The organism is Pedobacter psychrotolerans (genome assembly GCF_004340665.1).
GTDB classification, from domain to species: domain Bacteria; phylum Bacteroidota; class Bacteroidia; order Sphingobacteriales; family Sphingobacteriaceae; genus Pedobacter; species Pedobacter psychrotolerans.
This window is the reverse complement of sequence record NZ_SLWO01000005.1, coordinates 261,738-284,089: the sequence shown is the minus strand read 5'-3', so window position 1 is coordinate 284,089 and position 22,352 is coordinate 261,738. Positions and strand designations below refer to the sequence as shown.

Genomic DNA, 22,352 nt, shown 5'->3' with positions numbered 1-22,352 from the left:
ATTCAGCTACTTTTGCATCCATAAGCTTTGATGTACAGCATGCCGAAATTTATTCTCACTTTTTTTACCATCATTTGGCTAGCAAACTTTGCTTCGGCACAAGAAATTCCTGCTCCTGTAGATAGTGTAAAAGTGGTCAATCAGTATAAATTTAAGCGCTACCGCTTGGATTCAGCTACGCTTGCGAGGCAAAAGGCAGTTACCGATTCTATTCTTAGCCATACCTGGATTATACCCGATAGCATGATTAACAAAAATGCGATGATGGATAGTGTTCAGAAAGAGTTTTTGTTTCCTAAACTGGATTTTCAGGGTTGGCAAAAAAAATATGCACAGTTTAAAAAGAAAGCCAATCCTTATCAGTTGGGTAAGCAAATCCCTAAAGGAAATGTAGGTTTGCTGGGGTTTATTTTTGCCATGCTGATTATCTTTGCGGTATTAAAAAATGCCTTTTCAAAGCAGCTTTCTGCTATTGTGCAATCTTTTTTTAGTAACCGGATACTTAACAATATTAATAAGGAAGATAACCTCTTTAGTTCCTGGCCGTTCTTGTTATTATTTATTCAATTCGGTTTCATTTTGGGTATGTTTTTTTTCCTGGTGGCACAATACTATGATATGTATCAGGCTAAACATGGGTTTAAGTTTTTTTTCACTATATCCCTTACTATTATCGTATTCTATGCTTTAAAGCTACTTATACTACGATTTATAGGTTACCTGTTTAATGTTCAAAAACCGGTTGGCGAATACATTTCTATCTTATATCTTAGTTATTTTAATGCATCCTTATTGTTCATTCCGTTGGTTGTTGCCTTTGCATTATCACCACTAAAATATGGTGTGGTTTATATTGCATTAGCCTTCTTGCTTTTAGGGGTAATCTTTGCCTTTCAGTTGCTTAGAGCGGGGATTACTATACTTTCTAATAATAAGTTTTCTAAAATGCATTTAATTCTGTACTTTTGCGCCCTCGAAATATGTCCTATTTTAATACTAATTAAAACTATAGGATTGTAGCACGACCAAGGAAAATGCAAGAAAAGAACGACTCTAGAATTCGCAAAGTGAAAAGTGTTTTGGTTACATTGCCAAAACCTGATGCAGAAAAATCTCCTTACTACGATTTGGCCAAAAAACACAATTTAAAAGTTGATTTCAGGTCTTTTATACATGTTGAAGGTGTGCCTGCCAGGGATTTTAGAAAGGATAAAATCAATTTAGGTGATTTCACAGCAGTAATTTTTACCAGCCGAAATGCAGCAGACCACTTCTTCAGAATTTGTGAAGAAATGCGTTATGATGTCCCTGTAGATTTAAAATATTTCTGTCTATCTGAAACTATTGCGTTATATCTTCAAAAGTACATTCAATACAGAAAACGAAAAATATTTTTCGGTAAGCAAACAGCTGCAGATTTAGCGGAGGTTTTGAAAAAACATGCCAATGAAAAGTTTTTGTATCCTTGTTCTGATGTTGCTACAGAAGATACCATGAAATTTTTAGAAAAAAGTGGCTATGATTTTACGCCGGCAGTTCTTTTCAGAACGGTGGTTAGCGATTTATCAGATTTGGCTGAAGTTTTCTATGATGTCATTGCGTTTTTCAGCCCATCAAGCATTCAGTCTTTATTTAAAAATTTTCCAAATTTTAAACAAAACAATACCCGTATTGCAGCTTTCGGAATAAATACAAGTAAAGCTTGTGTAGATATGGGTTTAATTGTTGATATTGCAGCACCTACTCCTGGTGTTCCATCCATGACAATGGCAATTGAAAACTATATAAAAACATCTAATAAATAAGAAGATTATTTTTTTAAAGTTTTCATAATAAAAACATAACTTTTGTGTTAAAGCAAAAGTTACATCTCTATCCTAGTAGGTTTAATTAAGGTTTTAAGCGCAATTTTTGGTTGTAAGCTTTAGTATAAACTATTTAACTAAATATTTGCATTTGTTGATTATTGTAGTGATTTTTGATAAAATTGCTCCTAATTGTGCTCGGCACGCTATAAAAAGTATGAAGAAAATCTACCTTCTGGCCATTGTTGGTGTAACAGTGTTTCTTGCGAGTTGTGGTCACGGAGGCCAGGGCGAGTTAGTGGGCGCTTACAACCGAAAATTTAAAAATAACCGTATTCCTTTGGGAATGGTTTACATTCCACCGGGTCATACACCACTTGGAGGTTCTGATGAGGACATTACGTTTTCTCAGAATGGGCCAAGTAGAATGACAACGATAAGTGCATTCTTCATGGATCAAACTGAGATTTCTAATGCAGAGTATCGTCAGTTTACCAATTGGGTAAGAGATTCTATTGCCATTTCAATGATGGGAAATCCTCAAAAATTCATGATGAATCCTAAAGGAAAGGGTGCAGCTGATGCGCTAGGCGGAGAGAAATATATCAATTGGAAGGCTGTTGGTGTAAATGGTGCTAATATCTGGCGTAATAAAGGTAAAGGTGCTGGTGCTGAAACTGCTCAGTTAGATGGGATGTATTATTCTGGTTTAGATGCTTTACCAGGAAGAAAGGAATTTGATGTCCGTAAATTTGAATACAACTATGCAGAATTAAATATGGATAAGGCTGCTTTAGGACATAAAAATCCGAATAGCAAACGTCAGGATTACATTGATCGTTATAACATCGCCATCTATCCTGATACCATGGTTTGGAAAACAGATTATTCTTATTCTCAAAACGATCCGATGGTGCGGGGTTATTATAACCATCCTTCATATGATGATTATCCGGTAGTTGGTGTAAGTTGGGAACAGGCTAAAGCTTTTTCTCACTGGAGAACAAGATTATACGATGGTGTTGCGCAGTCTAGGAAAATGCCTGCTGGGTCAAGATCTGATTATAGATTACCTGCAGAAACGGAATTTGAATATGCTGCAAGAGGTGGAAATACTAAAACAAAATACCCTTGGGGCGGCCCTTATATCAGAAATACAAAAGGGTGTTTGCAGGCTAACTTTAAACCTGGGCGTGGTGATTATTCGAGTGATGGCGGTATTTACACTGTTGGTGTAAAATCTTATTTCCCAAATGATTATGGCTTGTATAATATGTCTGGAAATGTATCCGAATGGACACTAACAGCTTACAACAAAGGTGCAGCACCGCTATTACATGATTTAAACCCCAACTTTACCTATGTTGCGGGACCGAATGATAGTAAATACCTGAAAAGAAAAGTGGTAAAAGGTGGTTCATGGAAAGATACAGGCTACTTTCTTCAAAATGCCGTATCTACTTATGAATATCAGGATACACAAAGATCATATATCGGCTTCAGATGCGTGTCATCTTACCCTGGTACCGATTTAAGAAACTAAAACCAAACAAACTATTACTTAAAGTAAAACATCAATTTTATGGCAGCAAAAAAACAACCGGGGTGGTTACATGTAGCGATTTCATGGGGAGCAAGTATTGTAATCGTTGGCGCATTATTTAAGATTTTGCACATCGGTGGAATCTATGGTAGTTACATGATTGGAATAGGGCTAGGTATTGAAGCAATTTTATTCTTTTTAACAGGGTTTTTCCCACCAGAGCCAGAACCAGCATGGGAAAGGGTTTATCCAGAGTTAAGGACAGATTTTACAGGAGAACTGCCAAAAGCATCGGCCAGACCAGTAGCCACCGTTTCAGCTCCGGCAAATACAGCTGCGCTAGATAAAATGTTATCTGATGCTAAAGTTGGACCTGAATTAATTGAAAGTTTAGGGAATGGCTTGCGTACATTTGGTGATAAGGTTGCCGCAATATCTAATGTTGCAGATGCCTCTACCGCAACAAATGAATTTACAAGCAAAGTGAAAACAGCTTCTGCTGGTTTCGACAACTTAAGTGCATCTTTTGAAAAAGCTACGGCTAACTTGAAAGCAATGGGCGAGAGTAATGTAGATTCTCAGGCTTATCATGAACAGGTTAATAACTTATCTAAAAATTTATCAGCTTTAAATGCTGTTTATGAATTAGAATTACAGGATTCTAGCGCTCATTTAAAATCAATGAATAAATTTTATTCCAACTTATCACTAACCATGCAGAACTTCAATGAATCAATGGAAGATTCTAAACAGTTCAAAGAAGAAGTGAATAAGCTGGCTAAAAACCTGTCATCATTAAATGCAATTTATGGCAATATGCTATCGGCTATGAATGGCCCACGTCTATAATTTGTTTAGTTTTTAATCTTAAAGAAAAAGCTACACCAATATGGCAGGCGGAAAAGAAACAACCAGGCAGCGGATGATCAATATCATGTATTTGGTATTGTTGGCTATGCTGGCCTTAAACGTATCAGATACTGTTTTAGATGCATTCAAAAATATCAATGATAGTTTGGACACGTCAAAAAACAATGTAAACTCTAGTATTAATCAACTTTTCTCAGCTTTTGAAAATTCAAAATTGAAAGAAGAGCCTGCTCGTGCAAAGCCTATTTACGAAAAGGCCCAACAAGCTAAAGCTGCTGCTGATGAATTGGATAATTATATTGAGGGGATAAAAAAACAATTTATTAAAGCGGGCGATGGAATTAATCCGGAAACGGACGACCTTGTAAACAGGGATAACCTGGATATTGCACAGGACATCATGATCAATAAGGGAGAAGCTGATAAATTAAAAGCGAAAATCAACGCCACACGTGAGAAATTAATTTCTTTACTTGATCCGGCTGATAGAGCTAATGTCGCTTTTTCATTGGAAGCTAAAGATCCGGAAAGAAAAAGAAAAGGTAATTGGCAGGCCACTTATTTTGGAGAGGGCACACCGTTAACAGCTGCAATGACTGTTTTAACTAAACTTCAGGCAGATACTAAAAATGCTGAAGCAGAAGTGGTTAAAAAGTTGTTCGGAAACATGGATAAGGCTCAGGTTAACCTTGATCAGTTCGCTGCAGTTGCTGTGGCACCAACTTCATATGTTATCCAGGGCCAGCCTTATACCGCTGAAGTATTTTTAACAGCCAGTGATTCCAGGTCTACACCAGATATCACTGTAAACGGAAATAAATTATCTGTTAAAGAAGGAAAAGGAACTTATTCGGGAGGAACTGGAAGTGTAGGTGAATTTACCTGGGTAGGTACGGTTCGTGTTCGTCAAACTGATGGTCAAGTAAAAGAGTATAAAACACAACCTCAAAAATATCAGGTAGCAAAACCATCTGCAACAGTATCATCTACAAAAATGAATGTGATTTATGCTGGTATTCCGAATCCATTTACGGTTTCGGCAGCAGGTTTCCCTTTAGAAAGTATTAAGGCATCGATTTCATCTGGTTCAATGTCTGGTTCAAACGGAAATTATAATGTTAATCTTGCTGGTAGCCAGGTTGGTCAGGAAGTTTCAATTAATGTGAGTGCTTCAAATGCAGGTAAAACAGTTAGTCTGGGTTCTCAAAAATTCAGGGTTAAGGCCATACCTAAACCAATTGCAAAGGTTGGTGGAAGATCAGGTGGTGATGTAGCTTCAGTTCAATTGAAAAGCGAAAGCGAAATTGAGGCCGATCTTGATGATTTTCCATTTGATGTGAAATTCAAAATTCAACGTTACAAGTTAACGATTATTAAACCACGTTCTGATGCAATTACCATTTCAGGTAGTGGCGGAAGTTTTGCCGGTCCGGTTAGAGCGGCAATAAACTCTATCACTCCAGGAACAAGAGTATTTTTTGAGGATATTGTTTCTGTTGGTCCAGATGGCCGTCAGAATGTGTTACCTTCATTAGCATTTACTGTTAAATAAGAAAAAGATGAAAAGGATTTTAAGTATTGCTGTTTTTATTTTATTTACAACATTGGCTTTTGCACAAAGAAGGCCGACTAAGCTGGCACCTAAGAAGGCTGCAACAGTAGCTCCGGCTCCAGTAGATACGGTAAAGGCACCGGTAAAAACAGCTAAAAAGAAACTTAAGGTTCCGCCAAAAGATGGTTTTTATGCACGTAAAGACATTGATAGTACAGAAATGGTACCTTTGGCTGATGTTAGAGAGGAAGACGTTTTTTATGCCAAACGTATTTGGAGGGAAATCGATTTACGTGATACCGTAAATTCTGCATTAAGATCACCAAAATCAAGATTAATAGATGTATTAATTGCTGCAGTTAAAGCAGAAGAGCTTACAGCCTATTCTCCTTTTGATAGTGTAAATAATGAGGATGATGCCTTTACAAATCCTTTAGCAGCGGATTCAGCGATGATGCAGGCAGCGGGAACTGTCGAGGTTACGGATTCAAAAGCTGGTACGGTTACAACAGTAGCCAATGACCTTAATCCTGAATCTTTTTTAAAGTTCAGAATCAAAGAGGACTGGATCTTCGACGTTAAGCGTTCTATTTTCGAACCTCGTATTGTGGGTATTGCTCCAATGAAATTTATTGAATCTTCTAAGCAATGGCAACCGGTATTCTGGATTTATTATCCTGAAGCGAGAGAGATTTTAACCAAGAAACGTTTGGTTAATACGAACAATGATGCTTCAACATTAAGTTTTGATGATTTCTTTATCCGGAGGTTATTTAGCAGTTATATTGTTAAAGAATCTAACCCCGGAGATAATAAGCTTAGAGATATTATTGCAGACCCTAAGCAAAGGTTGTACGAATCTGAGAGGATTAAAAAATCTGTTCTTGATTACGAACAAGGACTTTGGGAATATTAACAAAAAAGGCTTCGAATTTTCGAAGCCTTTTTTGTTATGCCAATCTTTTTAAAATAATAATACAAAGTATCGTAATTTTAAAGCGCAATGTCTGCTGGGATTTAGCAAACATTGCTGCTTTGTTTCACTTTCATTATAAAGCCATTTGTAATAAAAAGCCGATTTATAAATTATCTGTTGCTGATTCAATCGCATTTTGAATCGCTACAGGCACATTTGATAAAAGATCATAACCTGTGGCAGATTCAACCGCATTAACACTGGTACGATAGGTTTTCCAGTTTGTATTTAAACCATTTGTATTTGGCATGTTTACAGTAATTACCCTCGTGGTAGATGTTATACGGTTTAAATCGTTATTGCCATTTGATAGTACTAAGATAACTTTCCAGGTATTGGAAGGCACATTAACCCGTCCGTTATCAATGGTATAAGTAGTGCCACCATTACTTCCTGTTCCACCTGATCCGTAAGAACCACAAATAACATAAACTTCGTTTCCTGCTGTTACCAATGAACGGGTGTAATTTTCCAAATCAGCCCATGGCCCCTGGTTATTATTAGGTGCTTGCGGCATCATATTACTCATTAAAAAGGTAGAAGAGTTTGCAGTAACTGAAGATGTTCTATCTGCCGAAGGGCAATTGTGTCCACGATCAAAACCAGAACCCGAATAGCTACTGTTTGATACCTGATACCAGCCTGAAGGTAAGGTATTATCAGCCCTGAAATCATCCTGACGAGATGCAGAACCCAAATCAGATGACCCGATATGCCAGCTCACCCAGTTTGGTGTAGCCCTGCTTTTGCTGTAAGAACTTGTATAATAAGTACGTTCCATTAAATAATTTTCAGGATATGAGGTGCTTGCAACAGCATTGCTTGGATTTCCAAGTAGAAGGTGGCTATTATCTCCAGGGGTTGTAGTAGGAGGAGTAGTGGTGCCGCCGCCAGTAGAAATGCTAAAATCATCTATGTTAATGCGTGCTGTACCGCCGCTAATTTTACGGATTTGAAAACGGACATTGCCAGAAATTGTTGTGTTAAAGGTTATGGTAGACAATGTTGTGGTGCTACTGGTAACTGTGCTACCAGATTGTTGCCAACTCGAACCACCGTTTGTTGAATACCAAAGCTGCCAGGTACTGCTTGCATCTGTACCATATTTAGCATGGGCAATACTCACTACATCAGCACCATTTACATCGAAATTCATGCTTAATATGCCAGTATTCCGGATGCGAACGGATTGACTGCCATTCTTCGCGTCTGCTGCAAGGTTGCCGATCAAGGCATCGTTAAGATTCCAGCTTCCACTACTTAAAGTGATTGATGCCGTAGTGTAGCTTGTTTTTGAACCGGATTCAAAGTTTTCTGGAAAACCAGCAGCAATTGCCTGGGCACTGGCAGTAACTGCTTTGTTGTTTAATTTTTGTTCAAATAGAGTTGTTTCTGGCTGAATTTGATTTTCTTTTTTACAGGCAGCCAGGCCAAGGCACAACATGGCCATTAAGCTTAATTTTTTTAGTGCTTTCATTTTTGTTTGGGATATGGTTTTGAATGGAATTGATTTCTTAGGTTTCTACTGCGAGGGTTTCAATCACCACGCAGGTGCCATCTGGTAAATAGCCGGTAATTAACACCGGAATTCTGCTAGCGCCCTCTATTCTGATTACCTTAAGGCTGGATAGGTTTTGTTCTAAGTGGGTATAGATGGTCTGAATTTTCTTTGCATTTTCAACCATGGGTGCATCAGATGGATCTACCTTGGAAATTAAATGATTGAAAAAATCAGCTGGATTGATCTGTTTTAAGTTAGATGGAGTCGAATGGTAATGTGTGGCAATTTTTGATAATAATTCTGTAGGAGGAATTTTGCCCCAGTCGGCCACTGTAAAAGGGCTTTCCGTTTCGGTAAAGTATAATGCACCCAATAAAAGTTTGGTCATTATAGCCAGGATGTTGTTATTCATGTAAAATTAGGGGATGATGTTTACTGATATTAACAAGCCTAATTTAAAGAAAAAATATGGAAGTGAAACAAAGGTAAGATTAAGATTGTGTTAACCTTTAGCTCAAAGACATTGTGGTTTACGATCTGAATTTATGCTTCCTTAAAGTGATTTAGCAAAGTAACAACTTGCTTTTTGTTGAGGATTTCTGCCAGCTCTTTTTCTGTAGCCTCTTTTATTTTTTTAACCGATTTGAAATGAGTTAATAATCTATCGGCAGTTGTTTTGCCGATACCTTCAATCTGTTCGAGTTCTGTTTTCAAAGTACCTTGATCTCGTTTCTTGCGGTGGAAGGTAATGCCAAACCTGTGCGCTTCATCACGAAGTTGTTGAATGATTTTTAAGGTTTCTGATTTCTTATCTAAGTATAGTGGGTACGAATCTCCGGGGTAGAATAATTCTTCCAATCTTTTAGCAATACCGATCACAGTAACTTTATTTTCAATTCCTAACAATTTAAGGCTTTTAACTGCAGACGAGAGTTGGCCTTTACCACCATCGATGATGATCAATTGTGGCAAGGATTGATCTTCTTCCAACATTCTTCTGTAACGCCTAAAAACAGCCTCCTCCATTGTTGCAAAATCATTGGGTCCTTCAACTGTTTTCACGTTAAAATGGCGGTAATCTTTTTTAGATGGTTTGGCATCTTTAAATACCACAATCGCAGAAACGGGGTACTTGCCCTGAAAGTTGGAGTTATCAAAGCATTCGATATGCTTTGGCAATTGGGTTAATCGTAAATCATTTTGCATGGTGGTGAGAATGCGGTCAGTCCTTAAATCCGGATTTAACTTCTCATATTGATTCAGCTTTTCTTTTTTGAAGAACAATACATTCTTTTGCGAAAGTTCTAATAACTTCTTTTTTTCTCCCAGTTTGGGCACCGTAAATTTTAAGTTTTCATCTTCTAATGAAAGCTCAAACGGGACAATGATTTCTTTAGATGTGCTGTTAAACTTTGTTCTGAATTCCAGCATGGCTGTAATTAATAACTCATCGTCGCTTTCATCAAGCAGTTTTTTAATCTCAATGGTTTGGGTTTGAATAATAGTTCCATTCATTACCTTAAGATAGTTGACAAATGCATATCGTTCATCAGAAGCGATACTCACCACATCTACATTTGTAATGGCACTGTTTACAACGGTCGATTTACTTTGGTATTTTTCTAAAACTTGTAGCCTCCTGGAGTATTGATGTGCCAGTTCGAAATTTAAATCTTCAGATGCAGATTTAATAATTCCTTTAACATCTCGTATCACATTGCCAATCTTTCCATTCAGAATTTCCTTAATCTCGCCTATGTTTTTATCATAATCTGATTCTGTTTGATAAGCCTGACAAGGTCCTTTGCAATTACCAATCTGGTATTCTAAACAAACTTTGAATTTTCCCTCAGCAATATTTTTATCGTTCAAGGGTAAAGTACATGTTCTGAGTGGATAAGTCTCTTTAATTAGATCTAAAATGGTGTGCATCATCCCAATCGATCCATAAGGGCCAAAATAGGTAGACCCATCCTTGATTACTTTTCTAGTCCAGTAGATTCTGGGATATGGTTCGTTTTTAACAATAATCCATGGATAAGTTTTGTCATCCTTTAAATTGATATTAAATTTTGGCTGATGCTTTTTAATTAAGCTATTTTCCAATAACCAGGCATCAATTTCAGTATCAACAATGGTAAAGGTGATCTTCCTGATTTTAGAAACCAACACCCTCGTTTTTCCATTAAACTGTTGCTTATCACTATTGAAATAGGAGCCAACACGGTTTCGAAGATCTTTTGCTTTACCAATGTACATTAACTTTCCATCCACATCCCAGTATTGGTAAACGCCTGGTTTATGAGGAATAGCCGTTAATGCTGTTTTATGGTCGAAACTGCTCATGCTTTCAATAATAGAGTTAAAGGGAAACTTTACCTAAAAACGGATTAGGAATTAATTTTGTTCGGCGATTATAGCATTTATTAATACTTTAAACGCATGCATACAGTGAGGCGTTAAAAACCTAATTTTTCATCTAGTTCAGGGTTTGTTTCTTCCTGCTGTTGCTGATACTGGTTACAATCATAAGTAATAGAAACCCCCGATTTAGGTACATCAAAATCAGCATGACTTATTTTTAATGAAGGATTAGCATAAACCCTTTTAATAAAACCAGCAAAAATGGGTAACGCTGTATTGGCACCTTCACCCTGGCTGGTACTAATAAAGTGAAAGGCACGGTCTTCACAACCTGTCCAAACACCAGTCACCAACTGAGGCGTAATGGCCATAAACCAACCATCTGAGTTATTTTGTGTGGTACCTGTTTTTCCACCTATTGGGGCATTGACTTTATATTTATAGTTTAGCCTCGAACCTGTACCACCGGAAACTACACCTTTAAGCATTCTCGTCATCACGTAAGCTACCTCTTCACTCATAATAGGCTTGGGTATTTCTTTTTGTGAAAATAGCACCACACCATTCTTATCTTCGATTTTAAGCAGATAGATTGGCTTCGTGTAAACACCTTTATTCGCAAATGCGCCATAAGCACCAACCATATTATAAATTGATGAATCGAATGTGCCTAAGGCAATTGAAGGATAAGCCGGAACATTCGGAATGCCCATTTTGGTGGCTAAGGTAGAAACTGCAACGGGGCCAACCTGTTTCATGAGGTATGCTGTAACATAGTTTTGAGAAAATGCCAATGCTTTTTGAAGTGTAATTGAACCCGCAAGTGGTTTTCCTGAAGATTTTGGTGTCCATGGTTCGCCATAACCATCAATAGTTACCGGAACATTTGCTACTGTAAAACATGGTGAATATCCGTTTTCAATGGCCACGGCATAAGTAAATGGTTTAGCTGTTGAGCCTACCTGCCTTGTTCCCATTTTAACCTGATCATATTTAAAGTGCTCGTAATTAATCCCACCAACCCAAGCTTTAACATGGCCATTGGTTGGATCCATGGTCATCATGGCATTACGCAGTAACATTTTATAATAACGAACAGAGTCAATTGGCTTCATCACCGTATCTACATTACCTTTCCAGGTGAAGATGGTCATTTCTGTTTTGGTATTAAAATCGTCTTTAATCTCCTCTTCAGATTTCCCTTCCAGCTTTAAAGATTTATATCGGTCAGACCTCTTAATACCTTGCTGAATTTGTAAATCTTTGCCTTTAAAAGGATTTCTTCCTCTCCAGCTTGCTAAAAACTGTGCCTGCAAAACTTTCATGTATTCTTTTTGTGCCTCTTCGGCATATTTTTGCATATCGTAATTAATCGTCGTATAAATTTTTAATCCATCGCGATCCAAATCATATGCCGATCCATCAGGCTTGGTAATGCCTTGTTCCTGAAAGATGTTTTTAATATCATTTTTTAAAACAGACCTAAAATAAGGCGCAATACCATCATTAACAGTGGCTGCGTTAAATTTTAAGCCCAGAGGTTTATCTTTTTGTTCTTCAAATTCCTGCTGACTCAATAATTCTGATTTCACCATCATAGCCATTACAGTATTTCTACGGTCTCTTGAGCGCTCCGGATGCCGGGTAGGAGAGTACATGGTAATTCCTTTTTGCATCCCAACTAAGGTAGCAGCTTGTGTTAAAGTTAACTTATCAGGAGTAGTATTAAAATAAACTCTGGCAGCTGATTTTATTCCATAGGCCTGGTTACCAAAATCAACTGTATTTAAATACATGGTGATGATCTCTTCTTTAGTATAATTTCTCTCCAGTTTAACAGCAACAATCCACTCCTTAAATTTGGTGAGTACCAATGAAAAAAAGTTAAGGTTAGACTCTCTCGGAAAAAGGTTTTTCGCTAACTGTTGGGTAATAGTACTGGCACCTTGTTTTTTCCCAATCAGGTTATAACCGATGATGGTAAATGTACGTTTAAAATCAATTCCGGAGTGTTCTTTAAAACGCGTGTCTTCTGTGGCAATTAGTCCGTTAATTACATTTTCAGAAATATCTTTATAGGTAACATTGGATCGGTTTTGTACGAAATAAGTTCCGAGTGGACGGCCGTCTTCAGCGATAATTTCTGATGCCTGATTGCTTTTTGGATGCTCAATATCTCGGAAAGAAGGCAGTTCACCGAAAAGACCTAAACCAATCATGGAAATAAAAATAGCAAATAGCGCTATTCCTGTGATGAGTATTTTCCAAATGATTAAACTGTATTTTTTTGTTTCTTGTTCAGAAAGGGATTTATTCATTTTGTGTTGTAATTAGTTCAAAAAAGGCGTGCTACCAAGCCGATTTTAAGCTGCAAATTTATTAATTTTTAAAGAAATGAACCTTTCTGCTTTTTATTAAGCGTATAGTTCTATTTATAACTGTCTTTTAAAAACTCCAGATATTCATTTATACGTTGCCTATTGGTAAGCTTTTCGAAGTTTTCCCTGCTGATAATGAATCCTTTATAAAGACTTGCCGGAACTTTCATGATGTTCTTCAATTGGCCTGAAATGCTTGATTCATATATTTTGGCGTCTTCCAAATCAATAAAGCTAGTGATATAGATTAACTGGTCGTTGTCCAACTCAATCAATTTATGCGCCAAATCATTATCAGGATAATTACCCCGGTTAAATTGGCCAATTCCAAAGCGTGAAGAACTAAGCGTTAAGGTGGCATCTGCCACATCAATTACATAATAATATTCTTCAGATTTTGCATCACTGAATATACTCGCCGGCTTATTGATATCAACAGGCTTAATCTCTGCTACTTTTTCAGGATCATTAACCTTTGGCTTTTCTACCGCTGGTATGGCGGCATTTATATCTGTATTTAAAGGCTTGGCTGGAACGGCAATAGGTTTGGCCTGACTTACAAAACGTGGTTCTTTAGAATCAAAGTCGATTAATGCCACCGGTCTTTGTTTAAATTCTTCCAGGTTTGCTTCAATATATTTTAAGTGATCACGTACCAGCGGCGTAATAATCATATCGTTTGGATAATTCGTATTGATCGAATTAAACTCCTTCAATAAACCATCTAACTTTGATGTTCGGCCAATAGCAATCGCTTTAAGGTAAGCATATTGTGGTGCCAGTCCGTTCTCAGGTGATGCTGAAATATTGATGTTTGCCTGATTGATCACCGTTGGATAATCTTTTCTTGCATAGGCATCAAACGTAACATTGTAATTGTTAATCGAAATATTTTCCAGTTCGCTTTGTTTAGCAGAATAAGAAGGATCGAGAAGGGTTTTAGCAAAATTAGTTTGTGGATATTTAGTCAGCACCAATTGTTTGTATTCATTGGATTTGTTTTCATCAATCCCACGGAAATTAAGGTATAAGCTATAATAAATGGCAGCCAGGTGATTATTTTCAGGATACCTGGATAATAAGATTAAATAAATTTTATTTGCTTCAGCTTTATCGTTTAATTCCTGCTGATAAAAGCTGGCGATTTCAAAATAGGCATCAATTATTTTTTGATCTGAAGCCAGCATAAGTTCAGGAGTGGTTGGTAAAGCACTCAGGAACTGTTTTTCTAAAGAAGTTTGGTCCTGATCGGTTTGCGTGTTGGCTTCATTTGCTGGCGTAATTTCATTGGCAACTTTACCACCAGACATTACCTGGTTATTTTCCTGAGCTGATGATCGGGTGCTTTGTCTCCAGTTATCTTCCAGCTGCCTGTTTCCCCAACGTTTTTTAAAATCTGAAAAACCATTACTGATGGCTGCATTGTTATTAAAATAAAAAGTATTTCCAGTGCTACTTATGGCCGAATTTAAAGACTGATTAGGGAAATCCGGATTGTCTAAAAATTGATTACCAGTTATTGATGCTGTGGCTACTTCTACTTTTTTAGTGAAATGCGCTTTCACTCTAGCCTCCCTTTCACTTAAAGGAAGTTTAGCAAAAGCCTGCGCTGTATCCTCTCTGGAGATAATGGTAAATCGATCAGTCAGATACTGTAAATTATTCGCCTTTTTAACGATGTTATCGTAATCAATGAAGTTTTTAGGCAAAATGGTTACTGTACTATCATAATAAAGCTTGGCTTTAATGTATTTGTTGAACTCTTTAAAATTTAAATCTGCAACCCTTAAATATGATAACGCTTTTTGCGTTTGATTTTTAGTGCTTTTCTGTATCGACTTTAAATAATTTTCTTCTGCTTTAGTGAAGTTGCCTTCTTTTGAAAATAGCTCTCCAACCTGATAATATATTTGATCGGTGTAGTCAAAGTTTTTATCATCTTTTAATAGCGCTAGTAATGCGGTATCTTCATCAACTTTATAACCACTAATTAACGCCTTTAACTTGATGCGCTGAAGATTGGCATGGAAGTACATTTCAAAAGGGGCATTGCTATTTTCAACTTTGGTATAATTGGTGAAAGCATTTTGGAGATCGTTTTCCTGTTCCTGCAGCTGCGCTAAAATGTATCTCCAGCGAATGCGCAATTGTTTATCATCCCCAATCCTAACTGCATTTTCAAGAAGTAAAATAGCCTCTTTATTTCTTTTCTGGTAAATCCTCATTTGGGCAGTCGTGGCCAAAGGCTCTGCCAGATCTTTTTTTAGTAAGTCTTCGGCACGCAACATGGTATCCAGAATTTTATCTGCAAATACCATATTATTAAGTTCCATCTGGCTACGCGCTTTCCAGTTCATGGCCATGATGAAAGTTTTCAGATCATTGCTGTATGTTTTAGCGGTGTAATCAAAATATTCTGATGCGATGAAATAGTTTCTTTTAAGGTAGTTTGCTTTACCCAAAAGCATGTAGGCATCATCAATATAATTACTAAAACTTTTATCATTGATGATCGTTTGACCTTTTGTAATTACTTCGTCGAGCTGTTTGTTGGCAACGCCTGGTGTAAGCACTAAATTTACCTGTGGCTCTGGATCAAGATAAACAGGTAGTATTTTTTCGTAATTGTCTGTATAACTTTGTAATAAACTCTCGTTGTGTTCCGTAAGTAAAACTTTTGAGTTATAGATATAGTTATACCTTGCCGTTAAGTTTTGAAACCTGCGGTCTATTGTGGTATCTTTATTTGCAACACAGCCATAAATAAGAAGTGAGCTAAAAAGTAGGATGAAGGGATTTAAGTTTTTGTTTGCGTTTTTTTTCAATTATGCTAAATCTCTTTAAGTTGATATCGTAAACAATATATATAGAAAAATATTTATTTGGCAACAAATTTTAATTATTCAAAGTTAATTTAATTATCTTATTAAAAAATGGAAAATCCTAAGGAAGAAAATCCAGGGCAAAAGGTTAATGCAGCCGCCAAATACTCGGCTATAGGTTTCCAGATGATTGCTACAATTGGGTTATTAACTTTTATTGGATATAAGATTGATGAGCATCGGAACAGTAAAAGCAAAATCATTACAGCAGCTTTTGCACTTGCGGGTGTTGGCATTGCCTTGTATCAAGCTATTAAGCAAGTTACGAGATAGATAGAAAAAATTAATAATTACTATTATTTAGTAATAATTTGATAATGATATGGTTATCATTTTATAATTTTCAATTTCTGATTCGAAAACTGGCAATTAAACAATCTATTTCGGTTAAGGATTTCGCAGGTTGATAACATCTAATTATTCAACCATCGAACAATTTGTGTGGGTTAATCACAAAACAACCCAAGAATAATTCTCCTGCAGACTAGATACTTGCTGCTAAAAACCTTATGTTTGCAAAAGTTTTTATTCGTAAAGAAATTGTTCCATTGACGCTAGCCAAATTTACAAGCATCTATTTCATTTTTGTTGGTATTTTAATCGCTATTGTAGCAGTTTTACCATTCATGTTTCCGACAGAACAACTATTTGTAAAGAATTTTTGGGTGTTATTCGGTTTCATGGCTGGGATTACCTACATCGCGTATATGTTGGTGGATATTGGAATAAAAAGAGATCCAGAGGTTGGAGTAATGGCGATAATGGGATCGATTGCTGTAAAGATGATTTTTTGTATGGCTTTTGTGCTGGTTTACAGTATAAAAGCAAAGGGACAAGGGCTGCTTTTTGCACTTAATTTTTTTTCTGTGTATTTATTGTTTACTGCCTTTGAAATATACTGTTTGTTACGTAACTTGCGCCACCAAAATTTAAAGTAAAAAACTGCCAATAAATGGATTGTAACCAAGTTTTTGTGTTGAAAGTTAAGAAGGTAATCTTTGTTTTTACGCTTTTAATCGCGTTTTTATCTATCAGAAATGATACTTTTGCTCAAGTTGAAAGTGCTGTTTCTCCTGATAGTGTTGTTGCAGAATCAGCTCATGCTGTTTCAGGTGAACACGGTGCGACTGAGCATGGAGAAGAGAAATTTGAACCGACTAAAGTGATTATGGAACACATTGCTGATTCGCATGTGTGGCATTTATGGGGGCATACTTCAATTCCTCTTCCGGTTATCTTATATACTTCAGGAGGCTTAGAAGTTTTTTCTTCAGCTAATTTTCATCACGGAGAACATGATTATCAAGGTAAATACAATAAATATCGCTTGGTAACTGGTTTGAAACAAAGCATGACTAAAGATATGTTTAACAAGAACATTAAAGTAGTCGGTGCTGATGGTCAAATTGATGAAGCAGCATCAGATACCGTAATTGATTTTTCTATTACTAAAAACGTTGCTGCCATGTTTATTGCTATAGCTTTAATTGTGATTGTTTTTTCAGCTGTTGCAGCTGGTTATAAGAAACGTGTTGGTAAAGCGCCTAAGGGTTTACAATCATTTTTTGAGCCTGTAATTATCTTCGTTAGAGATGATATCGCTAAGCCAAATATTGGCCATAATTATGCTAAGTTCATGCCGTATTTATTGACGATATTCTTCTTTATCTTATTTAACAATTTATTGGGTTTATTTCCAATATTTCCAGGTAGTGCAAACGTAACTGGTAATATTGCGTTAACATTTGTGATGGCTACCGCAACCATGTTGGTGGTAAACTTAAATGGCAATAAATATTATTGGAAACACATTCTTACCCCAGATGTACCTTGGTGGTTATATCCAATTATGATTCCGGTGGAGTTAATTGGTATTATCTCGAAACCATTCGCTTTAATGGTTCGTTTATTTGCCAATATCACTGCGGGTCACATTATCGTATTAAGTTTAATATCATTAATATTTATTTTTAAAACATTGGCTATTGCGCCGGTTTCAGTAGCATTCGTTTTGTTTATGGATGTGCTTGAATTATTGGTTGCATTTTTACAAGCCTTTATTTTTACATTATTATCTGCTTTGTTTATCGGAATGGCGGTAGAAGAGCATCATTAACGAAAAACTATTTTTTACAAATTATATAATTAAATTAGTTATGGTAGGTTCAATCGCGGCAATTGGTGCCGGTTTAGCAGTAATTGGTGCAGGTATCGGTATCGGTCATGTAGGTGGTAAAGCAATGGAAGGTATTGCTCGTCAACCAGAGGCTGCATCAAAAATTCAAACTGCAATGATTATCGCTGCTGCCCTTATTGAGGGTGCTGCTTTATTCGGTGTGGTAGTTGCTTTATTAGGCTTACAAGTTTAATAGCAATTCAGAATTATAAACCGGAAATTTAACGATTGGTTATTTTTCCGGTTTTAACAAAAAAATTAAGTAAAAAAATATATAAAATGGAATTAGTAACCCCAAGCATTGGATTAGTTTTCTGGACGGCACTTGCATTCATCTGCTTATTAATATTACTTAGAAAGCTGGCATGGAAACCTATTTTAGGTGCTATCCACGATCGTGAGCAGAGTATTGATGAAGCGTTAAATAAAGCTGAATTGGCTAAACAGGAAATGACACGTTTAACCGCTCAAAACCAGGATTTAATGCAACAGGCACGTGCAGAACGTGACGAGATTTTGAAGGAAGCTAAAACGCTTAAAGACGGTATTTTAAACGAAGCTAAAAAACAGGCTCAGGTTGAAGGTGCTAAGTTGATTGAAAAAGCCAAAATCGAAATAGAAAACCAAAAGAAAGTTGCTTTAGCAGAGGTTAAAGGTCAGGTTTCTACATTATCATTGGAAATTGCCGAACGTATACTGCGTAATCAATTGGATGATAAAGCGAAACAAGAAGCTTTAGTAGCTAATTTGTTAAAGGACGTTGAATTAAACTAGTTTTGAGAAAATAGATTGGAGATACTAGATTGGAGATATTAGATATGAGATAGAGTGGTAACTCTAAACGCTCACATCTCACGTCTCACGTCTCACATTTCACGTCTCACACCTAAAAATATGTCAGAAATTAAAGTTGCAGGCAGGTATGCTAAATCATTAATCGATCTATCCGTTGAAAACAACGTTTTAGCCGAATCTTATAATGATATGGTTTTGTTTGAAAAAGTGGTTGATGAAACCCCTGAACTGGAAGCAATACTTAAAAACCCAATTGTACCTCTTGATAAAAAAATAGGTATTCTGAACGGTATCTTTACAAATAAGGTAAGCAAGTTAACGCTTAGCTTTTTCAAAATTGTAGTAAGCAAAGGTCGTTCATCCATACTATTTGCTACAGCCAAGCAATTTGTTCAACAATATAACCTAATTAAGGGAATCGTTACTGCTGATGTAATTAGCGCTACAGCATTAAGTAATGAAGCAAAGGATGAAATTGTAGCTACAGTAAAAAGAGAACTTGGCGCTAAAGAAGTTATCTTTAACGAAAAAGTTAATGATAAATTAATTGGTGGTTTTATTTTAAAAGTTGGTGATAAGCAATTTGATGCCAGTATTGCCAGTAGCTTAAATAAGCTTAAAAAAGAATTGGCGAATTAATGCATTAAGCACTAATAGCAAAGCCAAACCGAAAAAAGAACATAATTTGCCAGGTAAAAAGTATTTATTACTAATTATTAAAGGCTATAATAAATAAGGATGCGCTGAGCGTGTGGCATTGAACGCCAACCGCCATGCGCCAAGCACTAAACATTTACAAAAAGAGATAAAGTAAAATTATGGTAGAGGTAAGACCAGACGAAGTATCGGCAATTATCAGACAGCAATTGGCGGGCTTCAAATCAGAAACCGAACTGGAAGAAGTTGGTACCGTTTTGCAAGTGGGCGACGGTATTGCCCGTGTTTACGGTTTAACTAAAGTTCAATCGGGAGAGTTGGTTGAATTTGCAAACGGCCTCCAAGGCATTGTATTAAACCTTGAAGAAGATAACGTAGGTGTGGTACTTTTAGGTGCATCAGACGAAATCAAAGAAGGTGATACCATTAAACGTACCAAAAAGATTGCCTCTATTAAAGTGGGTGAAGGTATGCTCGGCCGCGTAGTTAACACATTAGGAGAGCCTTTAGATGGTAAAGGTCCAATCTTAGGTGAAACTTACGAAATGCCTTTAGAGCGTAAAGCACCTGGTGTAATTTATCGTCAGCCGGTAAATGAGCCTTTACAAACTGGTATCAAAGCTATTGATGCAATGATTCCAATCGGTCGCGGTCAGCGTGAGTTGGTTATTGGCGATCGTCAGATTGGTAAAACTGCTGTTTGTATTGATACCATCATTAACCAGAAAGAATTTTATGAAGCAGGCCAGCCTGTGTTTTGTATTTATGTAGCTATTGGTCAGAAAAACTCTACCGTTGCTAACATTGTTCGTACACTAGACGAAAACGGTGCTTTACCATATACTGTTGTTGTTGCTGCTTCGGCTGCAGATCCTGCTCCAATGCAATTCTACGCTCCTTTTGCAGGTGCAGCAATTGGTGAGTTTTTCCGTGATACAGGTAGACCAGCTTTAATTGTTTATGATGATTTATCTAAACAAGCGGTAGCTTATCGTGAAGTATCTTTATTACTTCGTCGTCCACCAGGCCGTGAAGCATATCCAGGTGATGTTTTCTACTTACACAGTCGTTTGTTAGAAAGAGCTGCGAAAATCAACGCGAATGATGATATTGCTAAAGCGATGAATGATTTACCAGAATCAATTAAGCATATTGTTAAAGGTGGCGGTTCATTAACAGCTTTACCAATTATCGAAACTCAGGCAGGTGATGTTTCAGCATATATCCCAACCAACGTAATTTCAATTACTGATGGTCAGATTTTCTTAGAGTCGAACTTGTTTAACGCTGGTATTCGTCCTGCAATTAACGTAGGTATTTCGGTATCACGTGTAGGAGGTAATGCTCAAATTAAATCGATGAAAAAAGTAGCAGGTACTTTAAAGTTAGATCAGGCTCAATACCGCGAATTAGAGGCTTTCTCTAAATTTGGTTCAGACTTAGATGCTGCAACGAAATCAGTTTTAGATAAAGGTGCACGTAACGTTGAAATGTTAAAGCAAGCGCAATTTTCTCCATTCAGTGTAGAAAAACAAGTTGCAATTGTTTATGCAGGTACTAAAAACTTAATGCGTAACGTACCAGTTAACAAGGTTAAAGAATTTGAAACTGAATTCTTAACTCAACTTGAAATGCGTCATGCAGATATTTTAGCGGCCTTAAAAGCTGGTAAATTTGATGATAACATCACTGGCGTTTTAGATACAGTAGCAAAAGAGATTTCAAGTAAATACTAATTAGATACAAGTAGCGAGTATCAGGTATCAAGACTGCTAAACAAATTCAATCTTGATACTTGATACTTAATACTCGATACTTAAAAAATGGCTAATTTAAAAGAAGTAAGAAACCGAATTGCATCGGTACAATCAACACAGCAGATTACGAAGGCTATGAAAATGGTTTCGGCTGCGAAGTTGAAACGTGCTACTAATGCAATTATCGCTTTACGTCCTTATGCAACTAAACTGAAAGAAATTTTAGAAAATCTTTCTGCAAGTTTAGAAGGATCTTCATCACCTTTTATTCAGGAGCGTGAGCCCAATAAGGTTTTAATTGTAACTGTATCATCAAACCGTGGTTTAGCTGGTGCATTTAACATGAACGTGATTAAAGCTGCCAATAATTTAATTGCTGAAAAATACAGTGAGCAGTTGAAAAACGGTAATGTAAGTATTATTTCTATTGGTAAGAAAACTCAGGATTTTTATGAGAAACGTAAATACAATGTTATTGGAAATAATAATGAGGTATATGCGGCTTTAACATTCGAAAATGTTACCAAAATTACTGATCTCATCATGGCTGGTTTTATCAAAGGTGACTTTGATAAAGTAGAAGTGGTTTATAATCGTTTTAGAAACGCAGCAGTGCAATTTATTACAACAGAGCAGTTACTTCCTTTACCGAAAGCTGATGAACCAGCTAAAGAGCCTACAAAAGCCTCTAATGTAGATTATATTCTTGAGCCTTCACAAGAAGAGATTGTTGAGCAATTGATTCCTAAGTCAATTAAAATACAATTGTACAAAGCAGTATTGGATTCTCATGCATCTGAGCATGGCGCACGTATGACTTCAATGGATAAAGCAACAGAGAATGCAGGTGAATTATTGAAAGCCTTGAAACTTTCATATAACCAGGCCCGTCAGGCGGCTATTACTACTGAGTTAACTGAGATTGTAAGTGGTGCAGCTGCATTGAACGGATAAGTGTAGTCTAGAGTCGAAAGTCTTTAATCTTCAGTCAAATAATATAAGGCCCATTTCTTAATTGAAGTGGGTTTTTTTGTGAGTAATGATTTTAAAATCCAAAATTATTATGTTTTTTATGGATTGTAATCCAAAATTATTA

19 protein-coding genes are annotated in these 22,352 nt (G+C 36.6%); 14 read left to right on the top strand and 5 right to left on the bottom strand.

Features of this window, described 5'->3' with window-relative positions; genetic code table 11:
• Window positions 1–39: 39 nt before the first annotated feature.
• The 6 genes from EV200_RS14300 (at window position 40) to porN (ending at window position 6,686) form a co-directional block, all read left to right on the top strand.
• Window positions 40–1,020, top strand: coding sequence for a DUF4271 domain-containing protein (locus EV200_RS14300; RefSeq protein WP_132533776.1), 981 nt, complete (start codon window positions 40–42; stop codon window positions 1,018–1,020).
• Between the two features lie 14 nt (window positions 1,021–1,034).
• Window positions 1,035–1,805: a uroporphyrinogen-III synthase gene (locus EV200_RS14295; protein ID WP_132533774.1), complete on the top strand. Its 771-nt coding sequence runs from the start codon at window positions 1,035–1,037 to the stop codon at window positions 1,803–1,805.
• A 217-nt stretch (window positions 1,806–2,022) separates the two neighbouring features.
• The gene (gene porK, locus EV200_RS14290; protein WP_132533772.1) at window positions 2,023–3,348 is read left to right on the top strand and encodes a T9SS ring complex lipoprotein PorK/GldK; all 1,326 of its coding nucleotides are present in this window, start codon (window positions 2,023–2,025) and stop codon (window positions 3,346–3,348) included.
• 39 nt (window positions 3,349–3,387) lie between these two features.
• Window positions 3,388–4,197, top strand: coding sequence for a type IX secretion system motor protein PorL/GldL (gene porL / locus EV200_RS14285; RefSeq protein ID WP_132533770.1), 810 nt, complete (start codon window positions 3,388–3,390; stop codon window positions 4,195–4,197).
• 40 nt (window positions 4,198–4,237) lie between these two features.
• Window positions 4,238–5,770, top strand: a complete 1,533-nt coding sequence (gene porM / locus EV200_RS14280) for a type IX secretion system motor protein PorM/GldM (RefSeq protein WP_132533768.1) — start codon at window positions 4,238–4,240, stop codon at window positions 5,768–5,770.
• Between the two features lie 7 nt (window positions 5,771–5,777).
• Window positions 5,778–6,686: a type IX secretion system ring subunit PorN/GldN gene (gene porN, locus EV200_RS14275; RefSeq protein WP_165877935.1), complete on the top strand. Its 909-nt coding sequence runs from the start codon at window positions 5,778–5,780 to the stop codon at window positions 6,684–6,686.
• Between the two features lie 163 nt (window positions 6,687–6,849).
• Here porN and EV200_RS14270 read toward each other — a convergent pair whose 3' ends face one another.
• From EV200_RS14270 to porW, 5 genes are all read right to left on the bottom strand, one after another.
• On the bottom strand, window positions 6,850–8,223 hold the full coding sequence (locus EV200_RS14270) for a DNA/RNA non-specific endonuclease (RefSeq protein WP_132533764.1): 1,374 nt from the start codon (window positions 8,221–8,223) through the stop codon (window positions 6,850–6,852).
• Between the two features lie 37 nt (window positions 8,224–8,260).
• Complete coding sequence (locus EV200_RS14265; RefSeq protein ID WP_132533762.1) at window positions 8,261–8,659, bottom strand: nuclease A inhibitor family protein; 399 nt, start codon at window positions 8,657–8,659, stop codon at window positions 8,261–8,263.
• Between the two features lie 131 nt (window positions 8,660–8,790).
• The gene (gene uvrC / locus EV200_RS14260; RefSeq protein WP_132533760.1) at window positions 8,791–10,593 is read right to left on the bottom strand and encodes an excinuclease ABC subunit UvrC; all 1,803 of its coding nucleotides are present in this window, start codon (window positions 10,591–10,593) and stop codon (window positions 8,791–8,793) included.
• Window positions 10,594–10,706: 113 nt separating this feature from the next.
• Window positions 10,707–12,929, bottom strand: coding sequence for a transglycosylase domain-containing protein (locus EV200_RS14255; protein WP_132533758.1), 2,223 nt, complete (start codon window positions 12,927–12,929; stop codon window positions 10,707–10,709).
• A 110-nt stretch (window positions 12,930–13,039) separates the two neighbouring features.
• Window positions 13,040–15,814 carry a type IX secretion system periplasmic lipoprotein PorW/SprE gene (gene porW / locus EV200_RS14250; RefSeq protein WP_132533756.1) on the bottom strand — a complete coding sequence of 925 codons (2,775 nt, stop codon included), beginning with the start codon at window positions 15,812–15,814 and terminating at the stop codon, window positions 13,040–13,042.
• Between the two features lie 108 nt (window positions 15,815–15,922).
• Here porW and EV200_RS14245 point away from each other — a divergent pair, with 108 nt between their 5' ends.
• From EV200_RS14245 to atpG, 8 genes are all read left to right on the top strand, one after another.
• Complete coding sequence (locus EV200_RS14245; protein WP_132533754.1) at window positions 15,923–16,144, top strand: AtpZ/AtpI family protein; 222 nt, start codon at window positions 15,923–15,925, stop codon at window positions 16,142–16,144.
• Window positions 16,145–16,380: 236 nt separating this feature from the next.
• Window positions 16,381–16,809 carry a hypothetical protein gene (locus tag EV200_RS14240; RefSeq protein ID WP_229676843.1) on the top strand — a complete coding sequence of 143 codons (429 nt, stop codon included), beginning with the start codon at window positions 16,381–16,383 and terminating at the stop codon, window positions 16,807–16,809.
• Window positions 16,810–16,823: 14 nt separating this feature from the next.
• Complete coding sequence (atpB, locus tag EV200_RS14235) at window positions 16,824–17,987, top strand: F0F1 ATP synthase subunit A (RefSeq protein ID WP_132533752.1); 1,164 nt, start codon at window positions 16,824–16,826, stop codon at window positions 17,985–17,987.
• Between the two features lie 40 nt (window positions 17,988–18,027).
• The gene (gene atpE / locus EV200_RS14230; RefSeq protein WP_088299481.1) at window positions 18,028–18,240 is read left to right on the top strand and encodes an ATP synthase F0 subunit C; all 213 of its coding nucleotides are present in this window, start codon (window positions 18,028–18,030) and stop codon (window positions 18,238–18,240) included.
• 86 nt (window positions 18,241–18,326) lie between these two features.
• A complete protein-coding gene (gene atpF / locus EV200_RS14225; RefSeq protein ID WP_132533750.1) occupies window positions 18,327–18,821 on the top strand; it encodes a F0F1 ATP synthase subunit B in 495 nt (164 codons plus the stop codon).
• A gap of 120 nt (window positions 18,822–18,941) precedes the next feature.
• Window positions 18,942–19,481, top strand: a complete 540-nt coding sequence (atpH, locus tag EV200_RS14220; RefSeq protein ID WP_132533748.1) for an ATP synthase F1 subunit delta — start codon at window positions 18,942–18,944, stop codon at window positions 19,479–19,481.
• A gap of 179 nt (window positions 19,482–19,660) precedes the next feature.
• A complete protein-coding gene (atpA, locus tag EV200_RS14215; protein ID WP_132533746.1) occupies window positions 19,661–21,235 on the top strand; it encodes a F0F1 ATP synthase subunit alpha in 1,575 nt (524 codons plus the stop codon).
• An 87-nt stretch (window positions 21,236–21,322) separates the two neighbouring features.
• Window positions 21,323–22,210: an ATP synthase F1 subunit gamma gene (gene atpG, locus EV200_RS14210; protein ID WP_132533744.1), complete on the top strand. Its 888-nt coding sequence runs from the start codon at window positions 21,323–21,325 to the stop codon at window positions 22,208–22,210.
• The last annotated feature ends 142 nt before the right edge of the window (window positions 22,211–22,352 follow it).

What these genes read in the sequence shown, in the direction of transcription:
- EV200_RS14300 (WP_132533776.1), top strand. Translation starts at nt 40, where the DNA reads ATGCCGAAATTTATTCTCACTTTTTTTACCATCATTTGGCTAGCAAAC.
- EV200_RS14295 (WP_132533774.1), top strand. Translation starts at nt 1,035, where the DNA reads ATGCAAGAAAAGAACGACTCTAGAATTCGCAAAGTGAAAAGTGTTTTG.
- porK (WP_132533772.1), top strand. Translation starts at nt 2,023, where the DNA reads ATGAAGAAAATCTACCTTCTGGCCATTGTTGGTGTAACAGTGTTTCTT.
- porL (WP_132533770.1), top strand. Translation starts at nt 3,388, where the DNA reads ATGGCAGCAAAAAAACAACCGGGGTGGTTACATGTAGCGATTTCATGG.
- porM (WP_132533768.1), top strand. Translation starts at nt 4,238, where the DNA reads ATGGCAGGCGGAAAAGAAACAACCAGGCAGCGGATGATCAATATCATG.
- porN (WP_165877935.1), top strand. Translation starts at nt 5,778, where the DNA reads ATGAAAAGGATTTTAAGTATTGCTGTTTTTATTTTATTTACAACATTG.
- EV200_RS14270 (WP_132533764.1), bottom strand. Translation starts at nt 8,223, where the DNA reads ATGAAAGCACTAAAAAAATTAAGCTTAATGGCCATGTTGTGCCTTGGC.
- EV200_RS14265 (WP_132533762.1), bottom strand. Translation starts at nt 8,659, where the DNA reads ATGAATAACAACATCCTGGCTATAATGACCAAACTTTTATTGGGTGCA.
- uvrC (WP_132533760.1), bottom strand. Translation starts at nt 10,593, where the DNA reads ATGAGCAGTTTCGACCATAAAACAGCATTAACGGCTATTCCTCATAAA.
- EV200_RS14255 (WP_132533758.1), bottom strand. Translation starts at nt 12,929, where the DNA reads ATGAATAAATCCCTTTCTGAACAAGAAACAAAAAAATACAGTTTAATC.
- EV200_RS14245 (WP_132533754.1), top strand. Translation starts at nt 15,923, where the DNA reads ATGGAAAATCCTAAGGAAGAAAATCCAGGGCAAAAGGTTAATGCAGCC.
- EV200_RS14240 (WP_229676843.1), top strand. Translation starts at nt 16,381, where the DNA reads ATGTTTGCAAAAGTTTTTATTCGTAAAGAAATTGTTCCATTGACGCTA.
- atpB (WP_132533752.1), top strand. Translation starts at nt 16,824, where the DNA reads ATGGATTGTAACCAAGTTTTTGTGTTGAAAGTTAAGAAGGTAATCTTT.
- atpE (WP_088299481.1), top strand. Translation starts at nt 18,028, where the DNA reads ATGGTAGGTTCAATCGCGGCAATTGGTGCCGGTTTAGCAGTAATTGGT.
- atpF (WP_132533750.1), top strand. Translation starts at nt 18,327, where the DNA reads ATGGAATTAGTAACCCCAAGCATTGGATTAGTTTTCTGGACGGCACTT.
- atpH (WP_132533748.1), top strand. Translation starts at nt 18,942, where the DNA reads ATGTCAGAAATTAAAGTTGCAGGCAGGTATGCTAAATCATTAATCGAT.
- atpA (WP_132533746.1), top strand. Translation starts at nt 19,661, where the DNA reads ATGGTAGAGGTAAGACCAGACGAAGTATCGGCAATTATCAGACAGCAA.
- atpG (WP_132533744.1), top strand. Translation starts at nt 21,323, where the DNA reads ATGGCTAATTTAAAAGAAGTAAGAAACCGAATTGCATCGGTACAATCA.